General features: G+C 64.2%; 15 protein-coding genes and 1 tRNA gene. 4 read left to right on the top strand and 12 right to left on the bottom strand.

Going from position 1 to position 22,061, the window contains the following annotated elements:
• The 3 genes from AC1DMG_RS09710 to recD form a co-directional block, all read left to right on the top strand.
• Positions 1-303, top strand: a 303-nt coding sequence (locus AC1DMG_RS09710) for a hypothetical protein (RefSeq protein ID WP_477180466.1), incomplete at its 5' end; no start/stop codon positions are given.
• Positions 300-3,965, top strand: a complete 3,666-nt coding sequence (gene recB / locus AC1DMG_RS09705) for an exodeoxyribonuclease V subunit beta (RefSeq protein ID WP_477180465.1) — start codon at positions 300-302, stop codon at positions 3,963-3,965. The genes AC1DMG_RS09710 and recB, both read left to right, overlap by 4 nt.
• The gene (gene recD, locus AC1DMG_RS09700; protein ID WP_477176393.1) at positions 3,955-5,946 is read left to right on the top strand and encodes an exodeoxyribonuclease V subunit alpha; all 1,992 of its coding nucleotides are present in this window, start codon (positions 3,955-3,957) and stop codon (positions 5,944-5,946) included. The genes recB and recD overlap by 11 nt, the downstream gene beginning before the upstream one ends.
• 42 nt (positions 5,947-5,988) lie before the next feature.
• On the opposite strand, the gene AC1DMG_RS09695 is transcribed toward recD, so the two are convergent.
• The 12 genes from AC1DMG_RS09695 to murJ all read right to left on the bottom strand — a co-directional run bounded on the left by AC1DMG_RS09695 (position 5,989) and on the right by murJ (position 20,721).
• Positions 5,989-6,432: a type IV pilin protein gene (locus AC1DMG_RS09695; protein WP_477176392.1), complete on the bottom strand. Its 444-nt coding sequence runs from the start codon at positions 6,430-6,432 to the stop codon at positions 5,989-5,991.
• A 34-nt stretch (positions 6,433-6,466) separates the two neighbouring features.
• Positions 6,467-10,204, bottom strand: coding sequence for a pilus assembly protein (locus AC1DMG_RS09690; RefSeq protein ID WP_477180464.1), 3,738 nt, complete (start codon positions 10,202-10,204; stop codon positions 6,467-6,469).
• Positions 10,205-10,261: 57 nt separating this feature from the next.
• Positions 10,262-10,891, bottom strand: coding sequence for a pilus assembly PilX family protein (locus AC1DMG_RS09685; RefSeq protein WP_477180463.1), 630 nt, complete (start codon positions 10,889-10,891; stop codon positions 10,262-10,264).
• A gap of 1 nt (position 10,892) precedes the next feature.
• Positions 10,893-11,900, bottom strand: a complete 1,008-nt coding sequence (locus tag AC1DMG_RS09680; RefSeq protein ID WP_477176389.1) for a PilW family protein — start codon at positions 11,898-11,900, stop codon at positions 10,893-10,895.
• Complete coding sequence (gene pilV, locus AC1DMG_RS09675) at positions 11,897-12,406, bottom strand: type IV pilus modification protein PilV (protein WP_477176388.1); 510 nt, start codon at positions 12,404-12,406, stop codon at positions 11,897-11,899. The genes AC1DMG_RS09680 and pilV overlap by 4 nt, the downstream gene beginning before the upstream one ends.
• Entirely contained in the window at positions 12,403-12,975 is a 573-nt protein-coding gene (locus AC1DMG_RS09670) for a GspH/FimT family pseudopilin (protein WP_441603586.1), read from the bottom strand. Before AC1DMG_RS09670 ends, pilV begins: the two co-directional genes overlap by 4 nt.
• A gap of 322 nt (positions 12,976-13,297) precedes the next feature.
• Positions 13,298-13,373, bottom strand: a tRNA-Thr gene (locus tag AC1DMG_RS09665).
• Between the two features lie 52 nt (positions 13,374-13,425).
• Positions 13,426-14,385: a 4-hydroxy-3-methylbut-2-enyl diphosphate reductase gene (gene ispH, locus AC1DMG_RS09660; RefSeq protein WP_477180462.1), complete on the bottom strand. Its 960-nt coding sequence runs from the start codon at positions 14,383-14,385 to the stop codon at positions 13,426-13,428.
• A gap of 73 nt (positions 14,386-14,458) precedes the next feature.
• On the bottom strand, positions 14,459-14,950 hold the full coding sequence (lspA, locus tag AC1DMG_RS09655; protein ID WP_477176387.1) for a signal peptidase II: 492 nt from the start codon (positions 14,948-14,950) through the stop codon (positions 14,459-14,461).
• 179 nt (positions 14,951-15,129) lie between these two features.
• Positions 15,130-17,994 carry an isoleucine--tRNA ligase gene (gene ileS, locus AC1DMG_RS09650; protein WP_477176386.1) on the bottom strand — a complete coding sequence of 955 codons (2,865 nt, stop codon included), beginning with the start codon at positions 17,992-17,994 and terminating at the stop codon, positions 15,130-15,132.
• Between the two features lie 117 nt (positions 17,995-18,111).
• Entirely contained in the window at positions 18,112-19,065 is a 954-nt protein-coding gene (locus tag AC1DMG_RS09645) for a bifunctional riboflavin kinase/FAD synthetase (RefSeq protein ID WP_477176385.1), read from the bottom strand.
• A gap of 48 nt (positions 19,066-19,113) precedes the next feature.
• Entirely contained in the window at positions 19,114-20,721 is a 1,608-nt protein-coding gene (gene murJ / locus AC1DMG_RS09640; RefSeq protein ID WP_477180461.1) for a murein biosynthesis integral membrane protein MurJ, read from the bottom strand.
• Between the two features lie 272 nt (positions 20,722-20,993).
• Here murJ and rpsT point away from each other — a divergent pair, with 272 nt between their 5' ends.
• On the top strand, positions 20,994-21,257 hold the full coding sequence (rpsT, locus tag AC1DMG_RS09635) for a 30S ribosomal protein S20 (protein ID WP_008213299.1): 264 nt from the start codon (positions 20,994-20,996) through the stop codon (positions 21,255-21,257).
• Positions 21,258-22,061: the final 804 nt, after the last annotated feature.

The raw sequence follows: 22,061 nt of genomic DNA, 5'->3' as shown, positions 1-22,061 counted from the left end.
GCCGTGATGTGCCTCAACGCCCTGCTCTCGTGTCTGCGCGAAGGCATGCGCATGCCGTTGCCGGTGGCGCGCAAGACGGCGTTTGCCTGGCTGCAGAACGGCAGCGATCCCGAAAAGGCGCGCAAGTTGGCCCAGCTTGCCTATGAAGGCAGCGGATTTGGCGGCGTTGGCGAAGTGCAGGAAGACCCCTATCTCGCGCGCGCATGGCCACGCTACGACGCGCTGGAGGCCGGTGGCTTCCACCACTGGCTCGCTCTCTACCAGCCGATGATCGCGGCCATCACCAACGGCGCGGACGCATGACCACGACCGCGCCACTCCAACCATTGCAATTGCCCCTGCACGGCATCCAGCTGATCGAAGCCAGTGCCGGCACCGGCAAGACCTGGACCATCGCCGCGCTCTATCTGCGGCTGGTGTTGGGCCATGGCACGCCCGAAGGCAAGACCTTGCTGCCGGCGCAGATCCTGGTGCTGACCTTCACCAAGGCCGCCACCGCCGAGCTGCGCGAACGCATACGCGAGCGCCTGGGCGAAGCGGCCGAAGCGTTTCGCGGGCGCCGCGAACCCGACGACTTCCTGCGCGACTTGATGGCCGTCTATGCCGATGGTGATGAGCGCGCCCGCGCCGCCCGCCAGCTCGACCTGGCGGCGCAATGGATGGACGAATCGGCCATCCATACCATCCACGCGTGGTGCCAGCGCATGCTGGGACAGCACGCCTTTGATAGCGGCCATGCCTTCGAGCAGGACACGGACACCGACGAAAGCGCTTTGCTCGCCGACATCGTGCGCGACTACTGGCGCTGCCATTTCTTTCCACTGGATCGTGCCGGCGCCGCGCTGGTGTCGCGCTGGTGGAAAGCGCCTGCCGATCTCCAGACCGACCTGCGTCCGCTGCTGCGCCAGCCGCCTGAAAGCTTGCGCCTCGATGGCAAGCCCTTGCCCGATCCCGCGCATGTGCTCGACGCGTTCCGCAAGCATGCAGGCGACGTGGTCGCCGCCGAGTCGCGTGCACGCGAATGCTGGCTGGCTGCCGCGGATGACATCGAAGCGATGTTCGTGCGCGCACTCGATGCCGGCGCACTGAATGGCAACAAGATGCGCCGCGACAAGGTGATCGACGAGCTTGCCCTGCTGCGGTCCTGGGCGAGCGGCGGCGCGGATGCCTCGGCCACTCTGCCACGCTACACGCAGTCCGCGCTTGTCGCGGCGAAGAACAAGAACGCCGACGCGCTGCGCCACGCCGCCTTCGATGCCATCGAAGCGTGCGTGGAAACGCTGGGATTGGTGGCGCCATGGCGCGCCCCGGTGCTGGCGCACGCCACGCGCTGGGTCGCGGCCAAGCTGGAGGAAACCAAGCAGCGCCGCGCACAGCTGGGCTTCGACGACATGCTCAAGCGACTCGACAGCGCACTGCACGGCCATACCGGCAAACGCCTGGCGGACACGATTGCCACGCAGTATCCGATGGCCTTGATCGATGAGTTCCAGGACACCGATCCGCTGCAGTGGCGCATCTTTCATCGCGTGTATGCGCGCCGCGACACCACCGGACTGCTGCTGATCGGCGATCCCAAGCAGGCCATCTACGGCTTCCGTGGTGCGGATATCCACACCTATCTGCGTGCGCGCGGCAGCGCCCAGCAGCCGATGTGGACGCTGGGCACCAATTACCGTTCCACCGAGCCGCTGGTGCGCGCCGTGAACCGCGTGTTCGAGTTCGCCGATGACCACGAGGACGGCGCGTTCGCCTTCGGCCGTGGCCGCGATGCCTTGCCATTTCTTCCGGTGGGTGCTCGCGGTCGCAGCGATAGTCTGATGCTGGACGACCAACCGTTGCCGCCGATGCAGCTCGCAGTGCAGCCCGGCGATGATGCCCTCAGTGGCTCGGCCTATACCGATGTGATGGCCCGCCACGCCGCGAGCTATCTGGTGGATTTGCTCGCCGCTGCACAGGAAGGCCGCTGCGGTTTTCGCAATGCCGATGGCGGTTTCCGTCCGCTGCAACCGGGCGACATCGCCATCCTGGTGCGCCGCGGCTCCGAAGCGGCCAAGGTGCGCCAGGAGATGCAGCGGCGTGGGCTCAAGAGCGTGTATCTATCCGACCGCGACTCGGTCTATGCCTCACCCGAGGCCGCCGATCTGCTGCGCTGGCTGCGTGCCTGCGCGGAACCAGGCTCCGATCGCGCCATGCGCGCCGCGCTGGCCACGCCGACGCTGGGCCAGAGCGACGAAGAGCTCGATCGCCTCAACCTGGACGAGCAGCACTGGGAAGCCTGCGGCGATCGTTTCCGCCAATTGCACGCTACCTGGCAACGCCACGGCGTACTGGCGATGCTGCATGACCTGCTGCATGCCTTCGACCTGCCAGCGCGCCTCCTCGCGCGTCCCGACGGCGAACGCGCGCTGACCAACCTGCTGCATCTCGCGGAACTGCTGCAGCATGCCGCAGCGACGCTGGATGGCGAGCATGCGCTGATTCGCTATCTCGCGGCACAGATGGCGACTGCGAGCGATCCGCAGTCGGAGACCGCCGAMGAACAAATCGTGCGCCTCGAAAGCGAGGCTGCGCTGATCAAGGTGGTGACCATCCACAAATCCAAGGGCCTGGAATATCCCCTGGTCTTGCTGCCTTTCATTTGTTCCGCGCGCGAGCTGAAGGCCGACGACAGTTTCACCTGGCACGACGACGCCGGCGAACGGCGCATGGACCTGCGCGCCAGCGACGATGCACTCAAGCTGGCCGATCGCGAGCGTCTGCAGGAAGACCTGCGCCTGCTCTATGTCGCCCTCACCCGCGCGCAGTACGCCTGCTGGATGGGCGTGGCCTGTACGCGTTCGGGCAACAGCAAGGCGTCGACCTTGCATCAAGCCGCGTTCGGCTATGTGCTGGCTGGTGGCGCAAAGATCGAACCCGCCGATCTGATGGCGCGCCTGCAGGCACTGCAGGGCACGGAAGGCGACGTGGAGATACGCGTGCTCGGCAACTCTGGCACGCACCCGCTGCCCGCCACGCAGGACGACGTCCTGCCGCTGTGGGAAGCGCGCGTCTATGAGGGCGCCCCGGTCGAGCGCTGGCGCGTGGCCAGTTATAGCGGATTGAAGTACGCCGAAAGCGAAGAGACGCGCGCGCCCGTACCCGAGACCGCATCGCAGGACACGCTGATCGAAGCCAGCGCCGAACTGCTCGAGCTCCCGGCAACGCCTTCCCTCGCGGCGCAAGGCATCCATGCATTCCATGCCGGCGCCGAAGCCGGCACTTTCCTGCACGACCTGCTGGAATGGGCGGCCGATGAAGGCTTTGCCGAAGCAGCCGACGATCTCCCGGCCCTGGAAAAGGAAATCGCACGACGCTGCCAACGTCGCGGCTGGCAGGCGCATATCCCCATGCTCACGACATGGATGGCCGGGCTGCTGCGCACGCCCCTGGCGTTGCCCGACGGCAGCCACGCTTCGCTATCGCAGATGACCAGCCACTATGCCGAACTGGAATTCTGGTTCGAGGCGACGCACGTCGACACGCTCGCGCTGGATCGTCTGGTCACGGCCCACACGCTGGACGCCCGCCCTCGCCTGAGCCTGCTGGCCGATCGCATCAACGGCCTGCTCAAGGGGTTTATCGACCTGGTGGTGGAGCAGCAGGGTCGCTACTACGTGATCGACTACAAATCCAACAAGCTCGGTAGCGACGCCAGCGCGTACACCGCTGAAGCCATGCGCGATTCGATCCTGCGCGAGCGCTACGACCTGCAGTACGCCTTGTACACCTTGGCCCTGCATCGACAACTGCGCGCGCGGCTGCCCGGCTACGACTACGAGCGCCATATGGGCGGCGTGGCCTATCTCTATCTTCGCGGCGTGGATGGCGCCGGGCACGGCGTCCACGTAGAGCGATTGCCGAAGGCCTTGATCGATGCCCTGGATCGCTTGTTCGCCAGCGGGGAGCACGCCCATGCCGCATGACGCGTCCCTGCCCGCCATGGAGCTGGCCATCGAGCGAGGATGGCTGCGCCCACTGGATGTAGCCTTCGCGAGTTTTCTCGCTGCGCAGGATCCGCAGGCGCCCGCTGCCCTGCCACTGCTCGGCGCTCTGGTGAGCCGGCAACAGGCCGATGGCCATCTGTGTCTGGATCTGTCGGCGTGGGCGTCGCTCGCCGATGACGCCGGCTGGCCTGATGCATGGCGTACGGTGCTGGCTGAGCTTGCAGCGGCATCGCCCGCGCTGGGGATCTCCGCCCTGATCGCTTCATCGGACGATGCCGCACCGTCTGCCTCACCCCTGGTGCTCGATGGCAGCCGCGTCTACCTGCGTCGCTACTGGAATCACGAACAGCGCGTCGCCGAGGCGATCGGCCAGCGGCTCGCCCGCGTGCATGACACGCCACCCTTGCTGGCCAGCCAGCTCGCGCGCCTGTTCCCCACCGCCGCCACCGACACGCCGGACTGGCAACGCGTCGCCTGTGCACTCGCCGCGCGTGGCGCCTTTACCGTGATCACCGGTGGCCCTGGCACGGGCAAGACCACTACCGTCGTGCGTCTGCTGGGTCTGCTGCAGACGCTGCATCGCAAGGACACTGGCCGCTCGCTGCGCATCCGTCTGGCCGCTCCCACCGGCAAGGCCGCCGCGCGATTGCAGTCATCCATCAGCACGCAGATCGCTCAGCTGGATGTCGACAGCGACGTTCGCGCCAGCATTCCCAGCCAGGTGGATACGCTGCATCGGCTGCTTGGCGCGCGCCCGGATACGCGACGCTTCCGTCACGACCGCAGTCATCCGCTCCACCTGGACGTGTTGGTGATCGACGAAGCGTCGATGATCGACCTGGAGATGATGTCCGCTGTACTCGCCGCCCTGCCCGACGAGGCGCGCCTCGTGCTGCTAGGCGACAAGGACCAGCTTTCATCGGTGGAGGCCGGCGCAGTCCTTGGCGATCTGTGCCGACGCGCGGACCTTGGCCACTACAGCGCAGCCACGGCGCAATGGCTGCGCGAGACCACCGGCGACGGCATCGAAGCCTGGGTGCGCGACGACGCACGCGCGCTCGACCAGCATGTCGCCATGCTTCGCCATAGCCATCGCTTCGGTGCTGACAGTGGTATCGGCAGCCTCGCCCAACAAGTCAACGAAGGCCATGCCGCGCGCGTGCATACGCTGCTTGCCGGACAGCACACGGATATCGCATGGATCGATGCGGCGGCCGATGCGCGCTCGCTCGCCGAGCTGGTGCTCAATGGTGGTGAGGCGCAGTTCCTGGCGCAGCGGAATGATCGACAACCACAAGGCTATCGCCACTACCTCCAGTGGATGCATCGCGAACGGCCGTCGCCTATTGCCGACCCAGCCGCTTACGATGCATGGGCCCGTGGCGTGCTGCGCGCCTTCGGCAGCTTTCAGCTGTTGTGCGCGCTACGCCATGGACCGTTTGGCACCGAAGGGCTCAATCGCCAGATTGTCCAGTTGCTGCATCAGCAGCAGCTGATCGACAGCAGCCACGAGTGGTACGAGGGTCGGCCCGTACTGATGACACGCAACGACTACAGCCTGGGCCTGATGAATGGCGACGTGGGCATTGCCCTGCGTGTTCCCGATGAACATGGCGTACTGCATCTGCGCGTTGCCTTCGAAGTGGCCGGTGCGGCGGACGACGGCAGTACCCGCCTTCGCTTTGTACTGCCGTCGCGTCTGGGCGAACGGGAAACCGTCTATGCCATGACGGTGCACAAGTCGCAGGGGTCGGAGTTCGAGCATGCGGCCTTGGTACTGCCGGCCGAAGCCAGCGCCGTGCTGACGCGCGAACTGCTCTATACCGGCATCACGCGTGCACGCCGCCGGTTCAGCCTGCTCGCACCCGCTGCCATCGTTCGCCAGGCGGTGGAGCAACCGGTGCACCGCCATTCCGGCTTGCACCTGCGCTGGTCGGGCGCCGAACCGTCCGCCACATGAAGCAAGGCCGCCCTGCGGCGGCCTTGTTCGATCCCAATCCGTTTACCAGCAGCCTGCCACGCCAGGCGTGCGAGCGCCGCGATGGTTGAGCGTCAGCGTGCCGCATACCGCATCGCGATTGAGCTGCACCGTGGTAGGCGTCGCCGTGATGGTGAACGACGTCGATGTGCTGGCCGGCGCGAGGGTGTAATTGCGGGCGATCTGCGACTGGCAGTCCAGATGCGGGTCGGCGTTGGCGACACCGGCGGGCGTCTGGTCGTAACGCAGATTGCTGGTGTAGTAGCGCTCCATGTAATTGGCGTACTCGGACAAGCAGCCTTGCGCGGCGACGCGGTTGGTCTTGGCCACGTGCTTCAGATACGACGGCCAGGCGATGGCGGAGAGTATGGCGATGATCGCCACCACCACCATCATTTCGATCAGGGTGAAGCCCCGTTCAAAATGATGGTGACGAACGCTGGCGCTGGAATGCTGTTGATCAAACATGGGGCGTGCTCTCCTCATTCGCATGGAATGTCGCTCAGGGGTTGACCAGTTCGCGCCATGACACGCGACTGAAATCTCCCTGCGAACCGGCGGTATAGACGCTGCCGTTCGAGCCGTTGTCGAAGCTGACCAGCATCACGCCGCCCACGAAGATCGGGTTGTTCGGCAGCGAGTTGAAACCGATGCCGCTGTTGGTGAGCGTGTTGTTGCCCGACCTGACCCCGTCGGCGTCGTTGATCGCACCGTTGCCATTGAGATCGAAGAAACTGGTGCTGGCCGCGGCACCACTGAACGGGTCGAGCGCCATGATCCAGCCGCGACCCGAGGGGTTGCACGCGTCGGTCGCCTGCGGGATACGCGTCGTGCCCAGCAACAGGCTGCCCTGGAACTGATTGGGCGTCACGATGCGCTCGCCCTCGGCGCCGTTGCTGGGCGAAGTCAGGTCCATGTACCAGCCGGACTTGTCGCCCATATCGCTGGTGCTCGGCTTGGCCGTGATGGCACGTCCCGGCGACACCGGCGGCGTGGCTGCAGAATCACCGGCCGACTCGGCCAGGATCTGGCGCTGCACGAGTGCCGTTCGACCTTGGGACACCAGGTTGGTTACGACGGTGTCGGTGCTCGCCTGCACGATCAGGCCGTACCACGTCTGGGTGGCCGTGCTGTTGAGATCTCCCGACGCGAGGTATTTGCCCGTGCCGAAGAACAGCCACAGATTGCTGGTGGCCGGATCACGCCCCATCAACATGCCCGCCGTGATGGGCTGCGCGGTGCCACCCGCGTCGGTGGCCGTGAATACCAACGTACCAATGCTGCTGGGCGTGGCCGCGGTGCCGTCGTTGAGGCCAAATTTCCACACCTGCCCCTTGGCATCGCCCGCATAAGCCACCGTGCTGATGCCGTTGGCGGCATTGCCGATCCATACGCCCGGCGCCGCCAGGCCGTTGCCGGTAGCCGGATCGCTGGTGGTATGCACCGTCAGCGCACCATCGGTGATGCCGAACTGCAACAACGCCGCCGTGCCATTGCTGCTGTTGTAGCCATTGCCGATCAACACCGACCACGAGCCATTGGCGGTCTGCGCGACGACCGGCTTGCCGTTCATCTGACCGATATAGCTGCTGTTTGTGAGGCCGTCGGACGCGGAGCGCTCCCACAGCAATTTGAAGACGTCCGGATCGGTCACATCGAGCGCATACACCGCCTTGGCCAGACCGCGACCGGTAGTTCCCACCGCCACGGTATGCCACGCACCGGGGCTGCCGTAGTAAACGTCGGCCACCGTCAACTCACCATCGTTGAAGTACTGGTGGGCGACGTCGGTGCCGCCGTAGCCGGGGTCCGCAATCTGCTTGAGGTTGCTGGTGATCACCGCCGACGGCAGATACGCATACACCTCGGCGCCGGTGCTGCCATTGAAGGCGTGCAGCATGCCGTCGTTGGCCGCAACAAGGATGCGACCGGCCTGGCTGGCCTTGCCCGCCGCATAACTGGCAAACGTGCTGGAGCCGGTAAAGCTCTTGCCAACAAACTGGTTGGCGTTGGGCGCACCCACGTAAACCGGCTGGGAGTTGACGATGTCACCCAGGGGGGTGTCGCGGTTGCGCAACGTTCCACCATTGCGCTGCTCCTGCGAGGTATCGCCCAACAGGTAATTGATCAGGATTTGTTGCGCGGCGCTGGTCGCCCCCAACGCGGCCTGCTGGGTGCCGGACAACATGCCGACGTTGGCCGCATTGAACTGGAACACCGGCGTGTTCGGCGACACAGCGGATGCGTTGTAGCTGTACACCTTGCGATCGGCATAGGCCGGCAACGCTGCCGCTGCCGTCCAATCGGGATTGGTCGCGATCGCGCCGGAGTTGGCATTGATCGACAGCGCCTTGAGATCGCCTTTCCACTTCGCCGTGTAGTAGTTGGCCTGGTAGGCAACCGTGCCCGTCTTCAACTGCGTGGAGTTGGCGGCCAGGCTGGCGCCCGTACCTACACGCTCCGTTGCGCGCTTGAGTGCATCCTTCAGGCCGCTGGTGAATGCTTCGGGGCTGGTCGCGGAATAGAAGCCGCCGTGACCATTCACCGCCGCGTGCGCCAGGTCGGCAATATTGTTGATGCTGTCGGAGCTGGTCGCAGGCCACGCAAAACCATTGATGGCGGTACCACCGCGCGCCCAGGTAAAGATCTGGTCCACGGTCGTTCCCGCCGGCGTGATGCCGGTGGGCGTAAAGCCAAGGCCCAGCGTGAAGGTGGTCATGTGCTGCCAGAAGGCCGGATCCTCGTTGTTCACCGGCACTTCGTTGGACGTAYTCGTGCGCAGATCGTTGACCCAGTAGTACATCGCCACGTCGGCCAGCGTGTTGGACACGCCATCCCTGTACGGCTTGGCGGCAGTGAACGTGTACGACTGGCTGTTGCCGCCCGAGTTGGTCTTCGCGGTGCTGTCGGCATCACCGATGGTGGCGGATGCCGCGGCGCCGTTCCAGAAACCGTCGGTGGTGAGGATGGTGTAGGACTGGCGGCAGGCCAGTTCGGTGTTGCCGCTGGCGGTGCCATAGTCCGGGTCGCTGCTCATCGAGCCCCAGGGCTGATCGGTCTTGTAGTACTGACCCACCGCATCAAGCGCCGAACGCAACGGCGTGCCGTTGTTGGCAGTCTCACCCTCAAGCCACGTCCAGAACGCAGTCTTCTGATCCACGAAGGGCTTCACGTTGGCGATATTGAAGTTGTTCTTGCTGGTCTGGCCCGTGGGCAACTTGGAGTCGTTGTTGCCGTCGATCGAGCCAAAGCCCACGCGGAAAGTGGTATCCAGTCCCGAGAACGAGTTCATCAGGCCGCTCTTGGCCATCAGGATGCGCGTGCGGAAATACGAGAACCAGTTGGCCACGTTCTGCTGCGCCGTCGTACTGTCGTCGCAGGTCGCCGAGGTAAGGCTCGCGGCCGTGCAGGCGCCGGTCTTGCCGATGTATTTGCGCGTATAGGTTCCGTTGCTTCCCGGCACGGTATAGGTAAACAGATTGGTATTGGTGGTGACCTGGGTGATTTTCTGGCACAGCAGGCTGGCCGGCAGATAGGTGTCGGGACTCGTGCAACCGGTGGTGGAGGGGTTTCGATAGGTCGTGTTGCCACCACTGGTTCGCTTGCACAGGCCGTTATTGGCGCTGCCGTCCTTCACCAGCGTATCGCTACCGCTGCACGTGGGGGTGGCCGCGTAAGTGCTGGTGTTGTTCGATGTCGTCGTGATGACCGAGTAGTACTTGAAGTAGTGGTAAGACGTGCTGTTTCCGCTCGTACAGTTGCGCGAACTGACGTTGTTGTAATCGCAGAAGCTATCGGACGCGTACTGCGTCACATCCGTGGTGGTGGCGCTGCGAAAGCCATCGACGAAGGCGCTATCGATGCCAGTGGGCGTGGTGTACTTCGTGCCATCGGCCTTCACCGGCGGCGTATAGGTCACGCCCGGGTTGTAGTAGGTGCCGTTGTTGCCCGAATAGCGCAGTGCATCGAGATCCACCAGCGTGACGCCGTTGTTGGTCGTTGCACCGGGCAGGAACTTCGCATCGGGCATGAAATCCCAGGCCATGGAGCCGGAATCGTCGAACATCAGCACGATGTTGGGCGGCAGCGATTTCTGGATGATCAACGGCTGCTGGTCCACCGTCACCGCCGCCATGCTGGGCGTGGAGAGCACACCAAGCGCCAGCACCATGAGGCCGACCGACAGCAGCCTGCCCGTGAAGCGGCCTGCGCGGGCGCGCAAGCTGGAATGATTTTTCATATCGATCCGCCCTGAAGGTGAACGGCGCACGATCCACCGGCGCCGCGTCGATGAAACTCAGCGTTGCTTGACGATGGCCTGCAAAACCACGACCGCGCGATCGCCCACCGCCGCCGGATCGCCGCTGCGCGCCGTGATGCGGTAGTAGACGGCCGTGGTCGAACCGCCGGAGTTGCCGTAGTTGTAGGAATTGGCGCTCTGATCGAAACCGGTATCGGAAGTCGGATCAGCCCAGTTGCCCATGTTTTCGATCACGTACTGCGGCTGGCTGGCCGCCACGGATGCCTTGGTGAACTGGCCATCCGCCGTACCCTCGGCAACATCATGGATGCTGCCGGACGGCAAATTCGGATCGTTGAACGGATTGGACAGGCATGCGCTCGAACCGGTACGGCAGTTGCGCGCGATGTCGCCGGGATTGCCGGTGATTCGCAGTTTCGCGGCACGCAGCGCGGCCTCCGCGCTCTGGAACGCGATCTGCCGGTCGTAATGATTGGCGGCCATCTTCTGCTGCATGATGGTGCCGCGCACGGCGGCAAAGCCGACCAGGGTCACGACCACCAGCAGCAGCAAGGCCACCACCAGCACGACACCTCGCTCGCGCCTGGGCGATGCCCGCATCACGCGCATGCGCCGGTTCGAGTTGATGCTCTGGGGAAATACCGCTTGAGGAATCATGGCACTCATCTCACAGCACCCGGTTGCGCACAGTGGTGGTCACGGTGAAGCTGCGTACCAGCGAGGTATTGCTCGTACTCGCGCGATCGTCGGCGCTCTGCATGGTCAGCGTGGCGCGAACCGCATTCACGTTGCCCCAGTTGGTGACGTTATTGGCCTTGACGAACGGGGTACCCGCCAGATCGCTCTGGTGATAGCTGAGCTGCATATCGGACACGCCACGCACCATTTCCTGGCGTGTCGGTGTGCCGCCCGCGCGGCCCAATCGATACAGCGACCGGGTGCCGGCCGGATTCTTGCCGACGTACCAGTCCGAAACATTCAGGCGCGTGACATAAGCGTTGGCGCCAAACGTGTAGAAGTTGGCCGAGCCACAAGACGTCGGAAAGCCCAGGCCGGTCGAGCAATTGCCGCCGGTGGTTGCGTGGCCGATGGTCTTGGCCGTGGCGCTATAGCTGTTGGACTGGAAGATGGCCGCGTGATCGTAGTCGCACACGATGAATACATCGCCTGCCGACAGATCCGTGCTGGCTTCGTTCAATGCAAACGTCGCCGTGCTGGGATCGTGCGACGCGACGCTATAGCTCGCATCTTCGCCACCGAGCAATTGCAGCGAGGCCTGTCCTGCAATGCGATCGCCATCGCCGGTGCCGGCGGCGACATCGGTGTCGTTGCCTTCGAATCCACGCACGGCATTGGACCAGTTGCCCCACCAGGTCGTGCCGCCGTTGACCGGCCCGATATTGAGCACGTTGGCAACGCGACCACTATTGCTGCAAGCGGTCAGGCCTGCATTGCGGATGTCCCGCGCCAGCAGCTCGAACGCTGCGCGCGAGTTGTCCTGCACATCGCTGAGCGCGCGATTGGTGCGATACACACGCTGGTTGGAAAGAAACACGCTACCGACACCAGCCATCACGACCAGGCCCAGCAGCATGGCCACCATCAGCTCGATGAGCGTGAAGCCGCGCACGGCGTGACGACGATACATCGCAGAACGGAGCAGTCGCGGCGTCATAGCATGCCCCTCGTCACGACGGTCTGGTTGCTAGCCCCACCCTTCCCGGCGCGGCTGTCGTCGAAGGTGATGGTGATCGTGCAGTCACCCCGCGTGCCGGTGCAGGCGATGCTGCCCGTCGTGGTGTCGCTCGCGCCGAGCGTCTGGCCCAGCTGCACGCACCAGTCGTTCAACTGCGTGTTCTTGACCGTCGTATCGGCAGCAGGGCAAGCACTGGCCTTCATCGGCGACGAGGTGTTGTAGCCGCCCGAACGAGCCAAGTCGTAGTCAGCCCGCATCGCATCGAGGATGGAATAGCTGGCCATCGTCGCCATGCTGCGCGCCATCGCACTGTTGTTGGTGGACAGCGACTTGGCCTGCAATGCCGCGACGCCGAGGAACGCAATGGACAGCAGCAACACCGCCACCAGGACCTCGATGAGACCAACGCCACGCTGCGCGCGCGCGGCGCCAGGTTCATGGGCGCGACGGCAAGGCCGGCGAATGCGAAAACAATACGTCGTCATGAGGAGCACTCTGTCGTTGTCGTGTCGGTCTGCACGACCGAGCCGGCCACCATTCGAATCACCCGATGATTCTCGGCACGCAGCGCCGGTGTACAGATATCGATGACCTGGCCTGCATACGGGGCGGAACTGCTGGTGGCGTGCGCGATGCCCTGTGCGTTGAAGCGCAGCGCCGTCATGTTGCCCGCCACGATCACCGAGCCGGTCAGATCGAGCTGACTCTCACGCACCACCACCGGACCCGACGCCGTCGTGGCCACCACAGCGCCCAGCGCTGTTCCACAGGCCTGGCCCAAGGCGTCGGCAGCGTTGCTGGTGGTGGAGTTGCTGCACAGCTGTGTGCGCGCGTTGCGCTTGATCGCTTCCATCCGCGCTACCTGGATGGTGCCCACGATCTCGTTGGCCGAAGCGGTCAGGCGATTGGAAAGTGTGAGGCTGCGAAAGCTCGGCACGGCGATGGCGGTCAACACCACGATCACCGTAAGCGTCACCATCAACTCGACCAGCGTGAAGCCGGTTTGAGCACGCCCGGCACCGCTGCCGGCGCCCCCTATCGCTCTTACGCACATGGTCAGCCCCTTCTGACTACTTGAGATTCAGCCTAGGGCCTACAAAACATTTCGTAACTTCTTTCGTGATGGACGGTAAGAACTTGCCGATGAGCGGTAGACGAAGGCTTGGGCCCTGTGATCGGAGCCGCATTTTTTCGTCCAAGCCTTATAGAATCATATAGATATAACTGTTCTAGCAGTTATGGTCGCATCAGCGAGGCAAGCCGCTGGCTCGCAATTTATTACGCAAGCGAGATGGCGCCCGAACCGGAGCGCTGCTGTTGGCGTTCGCGGGAAACAAAAAAAAGGGCCCGCTTGCGCAGGCCCTTTTTCTTGATGCTGGTGCCGGAAATAGGAATCGAACCTACGACCTACGCATTACGAATGCGCCGCTCTACCAACTGAGCTATTCCGGCGAGGAACCGCCAATTCTACGGAGCGCAGCCGAACCGCGCAAGATGTCGGCGCTCAAAGACTCGCGGAAACGCCGCCGACCAGACGCAGTTCCTTAGGGAGCGCGAAGGTGATCGTCTCCGGCTCGCCGTCGAGTTCGCGCACCGTGCCGGCGCCCCACGATTGCAGGCGCGCGATCACGTCGCGCACGAGCTTGTCCGGCGCCGATGCGCCTGCGGTGAGGCCGATGTGGGTGACGCCGTCGAGCCAGCTGCGCTCGATGTGCTCCGCCCCGTCGATAAGAAAGGAACGCACGCCCTCTTTCTCCGCCAGTTCGCGCAGGCGGTTGGAATTGGAGCTGTTGACCGAGCCCACCACCAGCATCAGATCCACCGAGGCGGCCAGGCGGCGCACGGCATCCTGACGATTCTGAGTGGCGTAGCAGATGTCGTCCTTGCGCGGACCTTCGATGTCGCTGAATTTCGCGCGCAGCGCTTCGATGATCGCCTTGGTGTCGTCCACCGACAGTGTGGTCTGCGTCACGTACGACAATTCGTGCGGAAACTTCGGCTCCAGCGTGGCCACGCATTCCACCGATTCCACCAGCAGGATCTCGCCCGTATTGGCAGGATTCCACTGTCCCATGGTGCCCTCGACCTCGGGATGGCCACCGTGGCCGATCAGCACGACACTGCGGCCGATGCGACCCAGGCGCGCCACTTCCATATGCACCTTGGTGACCAGCGGACAGGTGGCGTCGAACACCTTGAGGCCACGCTGGTCGGCTTCTTCGCGCACAGCCTTGGACACGCCATGCGCGCTGAAGATCACGGTGGYGCCGTCGGGCACTTCGTGCAGTTCTTCGACGAACACGGCGCCATCGGCGCGCAGCTTGTCGACCACGTAGCGGTTGTGCACCACTTCGTGGCGCACATAAATGGGGGCGCCATAGGATTCGAGCGCGCGTTCGACGATGGCAATGGCGCGATCCACACCAGCGCAAAAACCACGGGGATTGGCGAGCAGGATGTCCACGGAAGCTCCGGACCTGGCAGACTGACTGGTAGGCATTATCGCACGGCCGGTACCACCGTACGTGAGGGCGGGGTCAGGCCTTGGCCTTGCCCTGAAATAAGCCAAATACCACTAGCATCACGGCGCCCACAGTGATCCCACAGTCGGCGAGATTGAACACCGGATAATTCCACTCGCGGAAATACACGTGGATGAAGTCCGTCACCTGCGAGGCGTGCAGGCGATCGATCAGGTTGCCCAAGGCGCCACCCACGATCAGGCCCAGCGGCATCGCCGTCTTCCAGTCGCCGCGCGGCGTGCGCGACAGCCACACCACCAGCACGCCGCTGATCACCACCGCCAGCAGCACGAAGAACCAGCGCTGCCAGCCGTCGCCCGTGGCGAGGAAGCTGAAGGCTGCGCCGGTGTTGAATGCCAGCGTCCAGTTGAGGAAGCCGGGAATCACCGGGTGCGGGGTTCCGGCTGGCTGCAACGCCGAGAGCGCCCACCATTTGCTCAGTTGATCGAGCACGATGACGACGAGGGAGAGCACGAGCCAGGAGAGAGCGTTGGGTTTAGGTTTCATGAGTAGCCAAATCTTGCGCAGATACTCCCTCTCCCCTGCGGGAAGAGGGTTGGGGTTAGGGGCCCATCTTGCGAGAGCGTTGAAGCGTGCGACACGGCATTTTTCAGCCATACCGCGAGCACCCGCCCCTCACCTCGGTCCTCTCCCCGCCGGGGAGAGGAAGAAGTGTCGTACTGAGGTCAGAACCAGCGACGATTCTCGCCCGGCCCTTCCACATTGCTGATGCAGCGATCGCACAGTTCCGGATGCGCCGCATGCGTGCCGACATCATCGCGACGCTGCCAGCAACGCACGCACTTGGCCGCGTCGCTCACCGTTGCCGACACCCATACGTCCGCACCTTCCAGCTCGGTCAGCACCGCGTCCGCCGGCTGACCACCGGCCAGATCCAGGCGCACATCCGAGCTGATAAAGAAGAAGCGCAGTTCCGACGCCGCCGGCTGATAGCGCGCAACCACGGCAGCATCGGCATGGATCGCCACCTTCGCTTCCAGCGATGCGCCAATCTGCTCGGCCTTGCGCATGCCTTCGAGCACGCGCGACGCGGTATCGCGGATCGCCAGCAGATCCGACCAGTAGCGACGCTGCTCCGGCGAACCCTGCGTGGCTGCCAGACCGTCATACCAGGTTTCGAACAGCACGCTCTCGCTGCGCTTGCCCGGCATGTGCTGCCAGATTTCTTCGGCCGTGAACGTCAGCACCGGCGCCAGCCAGCGCACCAGCGCTTCGGCGATGCGGTACATCGCGCTCTGCGCGCTGCGGCGGCCATGGCTTTCGGTCGGCATCGTGTACAGCCGATCCTTGGTGATATCCAGATACAGCGCACCCAGCTCGTTGGTGCAGAAGTTCTGCACGCGCTGGACGATCTCCGGGAAATCGTAGCGGTCGTATGCCGCCGTCACCGCCTGCTGCACGTCGTACGCCTGCTGCACCACCCACTGGTCGAGCAGCGTGCTTTCTTCCACCGGCACCAGATGCTTGGCCGGATCGAAACCGTCGAGGTTGCCGAGCAGGAAGCGCGCGGTGTTGCGGATGCGGCGATACGTATCCGATACGCGCTTCAAGATTTCGTCCGACAAGGACATCTCGTTGCGGTAATCGGTCGAGCAGATCCACAGGCGCAGGATGTCCGCGCCCAGGTTCTTCATGATGTCCTGCGGCTCGATGCCGTTGCCCATCGACTTGGACATCTTGCGACCCTGCGCATCCACGGTGAAACCATGGGTGAGCACGTCGTTGTACGGCGCCTTGGCGAACATCGCCGACGAGGTGAGCAAGGAGGACTGGAACCAGCCGCGATGCTGATCCGAACCTTCCAGRTACATCACCTTGTAGCTGCTCGCATTGCCCTGCTGCAGTTCGGGACGCTGTCCCACCACGGTGAAGTGGCTGGCGCCGGAATCGAACCACACGTCGAGCACGTCGAGGACTTTTTCATAGTCCTTCGCCTGATCGCCGAGCAGCTCGGCCGCATCGAGCGCGTACCACGCGTCGATACCGCCCTGCTCGATGCGCTTGGCCACTTGTTCCAGCAACGCGACGGAATCGGGATGCGGTTCCTGCGTGCTCTTGTTGATGAACAGCGCGATCGGCACGCCCCAGGTGCGCTGACGCGAGATGCACCAGTCGGGACGATCGCCCACCATGCCGGCGATGCGCTCTTCGCCCCAGCCCGGCACCCAGCGCACCTGCTTGATCGCATCGAGCGCGGTCTTGCGCAGGCCTTCCTTCTCCATGCTGATGAACCACTGTGGCGTGGTGCGGAAGATCACCGGCGACTTGTGGCGCCAGCAATGCGGATAGCTGTGTTCGATCTTGGCGAACGCCAGCAGCACGCCGCGACGACGCAGCAGCTCGACGATTTCGTCGTTGGCCTTCCACAGATGCTTGCCCGCGATGACGGTGCCATCGAGCGCGGCCGGCGTATCGGCACGATACGTACCGCGCGCCTCGGTGTAGTTCAGCGTTTCGATGCCGTACTTGCGCGAGACGACGAAGTCTTCCACGCCATGGTCGGGCGAGGTGTGCACGGCGCCGGTACCGTCTTCGGCGGACACGTGGTCGCCAATCAACACCGGCACTTCGCGTGCATAGAACGGATGCTTGAGCAGCACGCCTTCCAGCGTCTGCCCTGCCACATGGCCGAGCACCTTCGGCTCTTCGATGCCGTAACGATGCGCGGCCTTTTCGACCAGCGCGCTGGCGATCACCAGCAGCACGCGCTGGCCCTCGCGCGCCGGACCTTCGATCAGCGCGTATTCGAGTTCGCCACCCAGCGACACCGCCAGGCTTTCCGGCAGCGTCCACGGCGTGGTGGTCCAGATCGGAATGGCGACAATGGCATCGCCCGCATCGACACCGAACTTCTGTGCCAGCGCTTTCGGGTCGACCGCGTCATAAGCGACGTCAACGGCCGGCGAGACTTTGTCGGCGTATTCGATTTCCGCTTCGGCGAGCGCCGAACCGCAATCGAAGCACCAGTACACCGGCTTGGCGCCGCGCACGACGTGACCGTTGCCCACGATCTTGGCCAGCGCACGCACCATGTCCGCTTCGTACTTGAAGTCCATCGTGCGATACGGGTGTTCCCAATCGCCCAGCACGCCCAGGCGCTTGAAGTCGGTGCGCTGCAGATCAATCTGCTGCTGCGCGTACTCGCGGCACTTCTGGCGGAACGCAGCGGCGTCGAGCTTGTCGCCCACGCGACCGAATTTCTTTTCGATCGCCACTTCGATCGGCAGACCATGGCAATCCCAGCCAGGCACGTAGGGCGCGCGGAAGCCGGCCAGCAAGCGCGACTTCACCACCACGTCCTTGAGCACCTTGTTCACCGCATGACCCAGGTGGATCGCACCGTTCGCGTACGGCGGGCCGTCATGCAGTACAAACACCTTGTCGCGGCCGGCGGCGCGCTCCTGAATCTGCTCGTAGCGGCCCACCTGCTGCCAATCGGCCAGCCACTTGGGCTCGCGCTTGGGSAGGTCGCCGCGCATCGGGAATTCCGTCTGCGGTAGGTTGATGGTGTTCTTGTAATCCTGGGTCATTGCCTGGGGATGCTCTGATCGTCGGGTTGTCGGGTGTCGCCTCGGCAGCGCCATGGCCCTGGGGCCGGCGCTTCAACCATCACGGCGAAAGCGCCAACGTTACCGGATTTGAGGCAGTTACGCCTCGCTGAGACGCGGATTCATGCCCAGCAACTCACGGGCCTGGCGCGCGTCTTTGGCCATCTGGACGGTCAACTCGTCCAGGTTGTCGAATTTCTGCTCATCGCGCAGCTTGGCGACGAATTCCACCGCCATGCGCTGGCCGTAGAGATCGCCCTCGAAGTCGAACAAGTGCACTTCCAGCAGCGGCTCCGGCACCTCGTTCACGGTGGGACGAACGCCGAGGCTGGCCACGCCGGGCCAGCTGCACTCGCTCTCGCCAAGGCCCACGCGTACCGCAAAAATGCCGTGTACCGGGCTGCTGCGGTCGCGCAGGTGGATATTGGCGGTGGGATAGCCCAACTGGCGACCCAACTGCTTGCCGTATTCCACCTTGCCTTCGATCACGAACGGCCGGCCCAGCAGCGGCGCCGCGCCGGAAAACTCGCCGGCTGCCAGCAGCATGCGGACCCGCGTGGCCGATACCCGCGCGCCATCCAGCAGCACCGAAGGCATGGTGCGGGCGGTGAATCCCAGTTCGGGACCCACCCGCTCCAGCATCGCCACGTCGCCGCTGCGCTTATGGCCAAAGCGGAAATCCGCCCCTACCCACACCTCGCGCGCGTTCAGCCGGTCCACCAGTACGCGGCGAATGAAATCCTCCGCCGACATAGAGGTGAGGGCTCGATTGAAGCGCAACAAGAGCACCTGCCCCATGCCAGCTTCGTCGAACCCGCGCAGTTTTTCGCGAACGCTGGACAGCCTGGCCACCGGCTCCGGTGAGAAAAAAGCGCGCGGCAACGGCTCGAAGCTAACCACGATAGCCGTGAGCCCAAGCTTGGCGGCGCGTTCATGCACCTGCGCAAGCAGGGCCTGGTGACCGCGGTGCAGGCCGTCGAACGCGCCGACGGCTACGACGCTGCCGCCGGGCGCCAGACTGGGGCCGGCGACATCCCTGGAAAGTCTCATCATCGGGCGAGTATAGCGGCTGAAGCTGGGTGTTTCGGCTCGAACGAAGCCTCAGACGCCACGCAATTCGCGCAAGCGGAACCCGGCCGCAAACAGCGTCACGGCATAGGCGCCGCCGCCCGCCGCCACCAGCACGGCCAGGTGCCACGCGCGGGTCCACTTGCCCGCCTCGGTCCAGTCCGGCCACACCCACATGCCTGCCACCAGCACGACGACCATCACGGCGCATGCCAGCACCAGCCGCAACATGTGACGAGCCCATCCGGGCTGACGCTGATACACGCCGGCCTTGCGCAACCAGTGCCACAACAGACCCAGGTTGATATAGCTCGCCAGCGCACTGGCCATGCCCAGCGCCATGTGCAGGCCCGGCACCGCGGCAATGCCATCCAGCCGAGGCAGCTCGCGCTGTGCCGGCGTGGCCCACAACACGTAAAGCATCGCCACAAAAATCACATTGAGCACCATGTTCGCCACCAGCGAGGCCACGCCGGCGCGCACCGGCGTACGGGTGTCCTGGCGTGCATAGAACGCAGGCAGCGCCACTTTCACCAAGGCGAATGCCGGCAGGCCGAAGCTGAGCGCCGTGATCGACAGCGTCGCCATGCGCGTATCGAACGGCGTGAACTGGCCATGCTGGAACAAGGTGGCCACCAGCGGCTTGGCCAGCAGCATCAGCGCAAACATCGCCGGCACGGCGATAAGCAAGGTGATGCGCAAGCCCCAGTCCAGCGCCTTGGAGAAACCGTCCTTGTCGGTGGTCACGTGGTGACGCGACAGCGACGGCAGGATCACCGTGCCCAGCGCCACGCCGAACAGGCCCAGCGGCAATTCAAGGAAACGGTCGGCCTGCGACAGCCAGCTTTGCGAACCCGTCATCAGATACGCCGCGATCACCGTATCGAGCAACAGATTGATCTGCGCAATCGACGAGCCGAACAGCGTCGGCACCATCAGCGTAAGAATGCGGCGCACATCCGGATGGCTCCAGCCCCAACGCGGCAGCGTCAGGAGGTCCAGTCCGCGCAGCGACGGCAGCTGGAACAGCAACTGCAGCAGGCCCGCCAGCAGGATCGCCCAACCCATCGCCATGATCGGCGGATGCACGAACTTCGACAGCCACAGCGCGCCGCCGATCATGCAGAGGTTGAGGATCACCGGGGTGAGCGCCGGCAAGGCGAACTTGTGGAAACTGTTGAGCGCCCCGCCGCACAGTGCCGTCAGCGAGACGAACAGCAGGAACGGAAACGTCAGGCGCAGCAGCTGCGCCGTCAGCGCGAACTTTTCCGGCGTGTYGGCAGCACCCTGCGAGAACAGCGCAGCGACCTGGGGCGCGAAAATCACGCCGAGCGCCGTAATCACCAGCAGCACCCCGCCCAGCGTGCCGGACACGCGTGACATCAGCTGCTTCAGATCCTCATGGCTGCGCTTCTCTTTCACTTCCGTGAAAACGGGCACGAAGGCCGTCGAGAACGAGCCCTCGGCAAACAGGCGGCGCATGAAGTTGGGAATGCGGAACGCCACCCAGAACGCATCGGTGGCCGCATTGGCGCCGAAGGTGGCATTGATCGACATGTCCCGGACCAGCCCGAGTACGCGTGAAATCATGGTCATGCTGCTGAATGACAGCAGCCCGCGGAACATGCTGGGAGACTTCATGCCTTGAGGCCGTACCTATGCTGGTGAGACGCGCTGCGCACCGGAGCCCCTCTGCCCCGGCGGCGAAAGGCGCGTAGTTTGACAGCCCCGAATGGAAAGATGACAGCGCAGACGTGGCATAATCGAGGCCGACCGTTCCCCTTGGCCACCATGGCGGTGGCATGGCGCCCCGCGGAGCGCCTTGACAAACGGCTAAGCTGTTGACGCAACGGCTCATTAGCCGCATACTTGCCGTCTTTTTCCAACCCAGCAATTCATTTCGGAGTTCTACCTTGGCCAACATCAAGTCCGCGAAGAAGCGCGCGCGCCAGTCCGAGCAGCGCCGCCTGCGCAATGTCAGCGCCCGTTCCATGGTGCGCACCGCCCTCAAGAAGGTCGTCAAGGCCATCGAGGCCAAGGACAAGGCTGCCGCCGTTGAAGCCTTTGCCGCTGCCCAGCCGGTCATGGACCGCTACGCTGCCCGCGGCCTGATCCACAAGAACAAGGCTGCTCGCCATAAGAGCCGCCTCAACGCAAAGATCCACGAGCTGGCGTAAGCCAGCTTCGTTACCTGAATCTCGGGTTGGCGAGAAAGCCGGCGGAAGCCGGCTTTTTTGTGTGCCTGGGGAAGTGGCCGGCACTAGCCGGTTTTCTTTTGCCTGGCGCCCTGGCACGGGCCGGAGGTTGCCCCTCAACAGCCGAATAGCTGGGCATCCTGAGCCTCAGTCCTTGCTCGTCATACCGGCGCAGGCCGGAAGCGCTCTTCAACAGCCGAACAGCTGGTCATCCAGAGCCTCGGTTTTGGTTGTCGTGTTCCCGCGATCTGGCTCGCCTGCCGCGGGCTTTCGTGCCGCTGCCGCGGCCCGAGTTACTTTTCTTTGCTTGCCCAAAGAAGAAAGTAACCAAAAGAAACGGCACCCCGGATGACGCGCCTTCCGGGCCTGCGGCCCTCCAGGTGCGCGGGCGGGTTACGGGGACCCCGAGGGCGAAGAGCCACATCAAGAGCCGAACAACGCCAGGCGCTACTGGGTCGGGCAGGTCTTTTGTAGGAGCGCACTTGTGCGCGACCAACCGACGGAGCGGTACATCCGAGCGCCGCGGTCGCGCACAAGTGCGCTCCTACAAGGGATCGCGCARGCCRGTATCGATCGGCTCTTTGTGGGAGCGCACCCTGTGCGCGACAAACCAACGGAGCGGTACACCCCCGCGTGGCTGTCCCGCCCAGGGTGCGCTCCCACAGGCAAGCGCCAGGCGCGGCACGAGTGCGTCATGCATGGGATACAGCCAAAGCGCAGCGAGGCCCCGCTTTAAGTCCTCAGCGATTCGGGCGCGTTGCGCAGCGCATTGAAGTAGCCCCTGTC

Source organism: Dyella sp. 01N36 (assembly GCF_056399745.1).
Note: the sequence above shows the minus strand (reverse complement) of the source record. Positions and strands in the feature narration are given on the sequence as shown.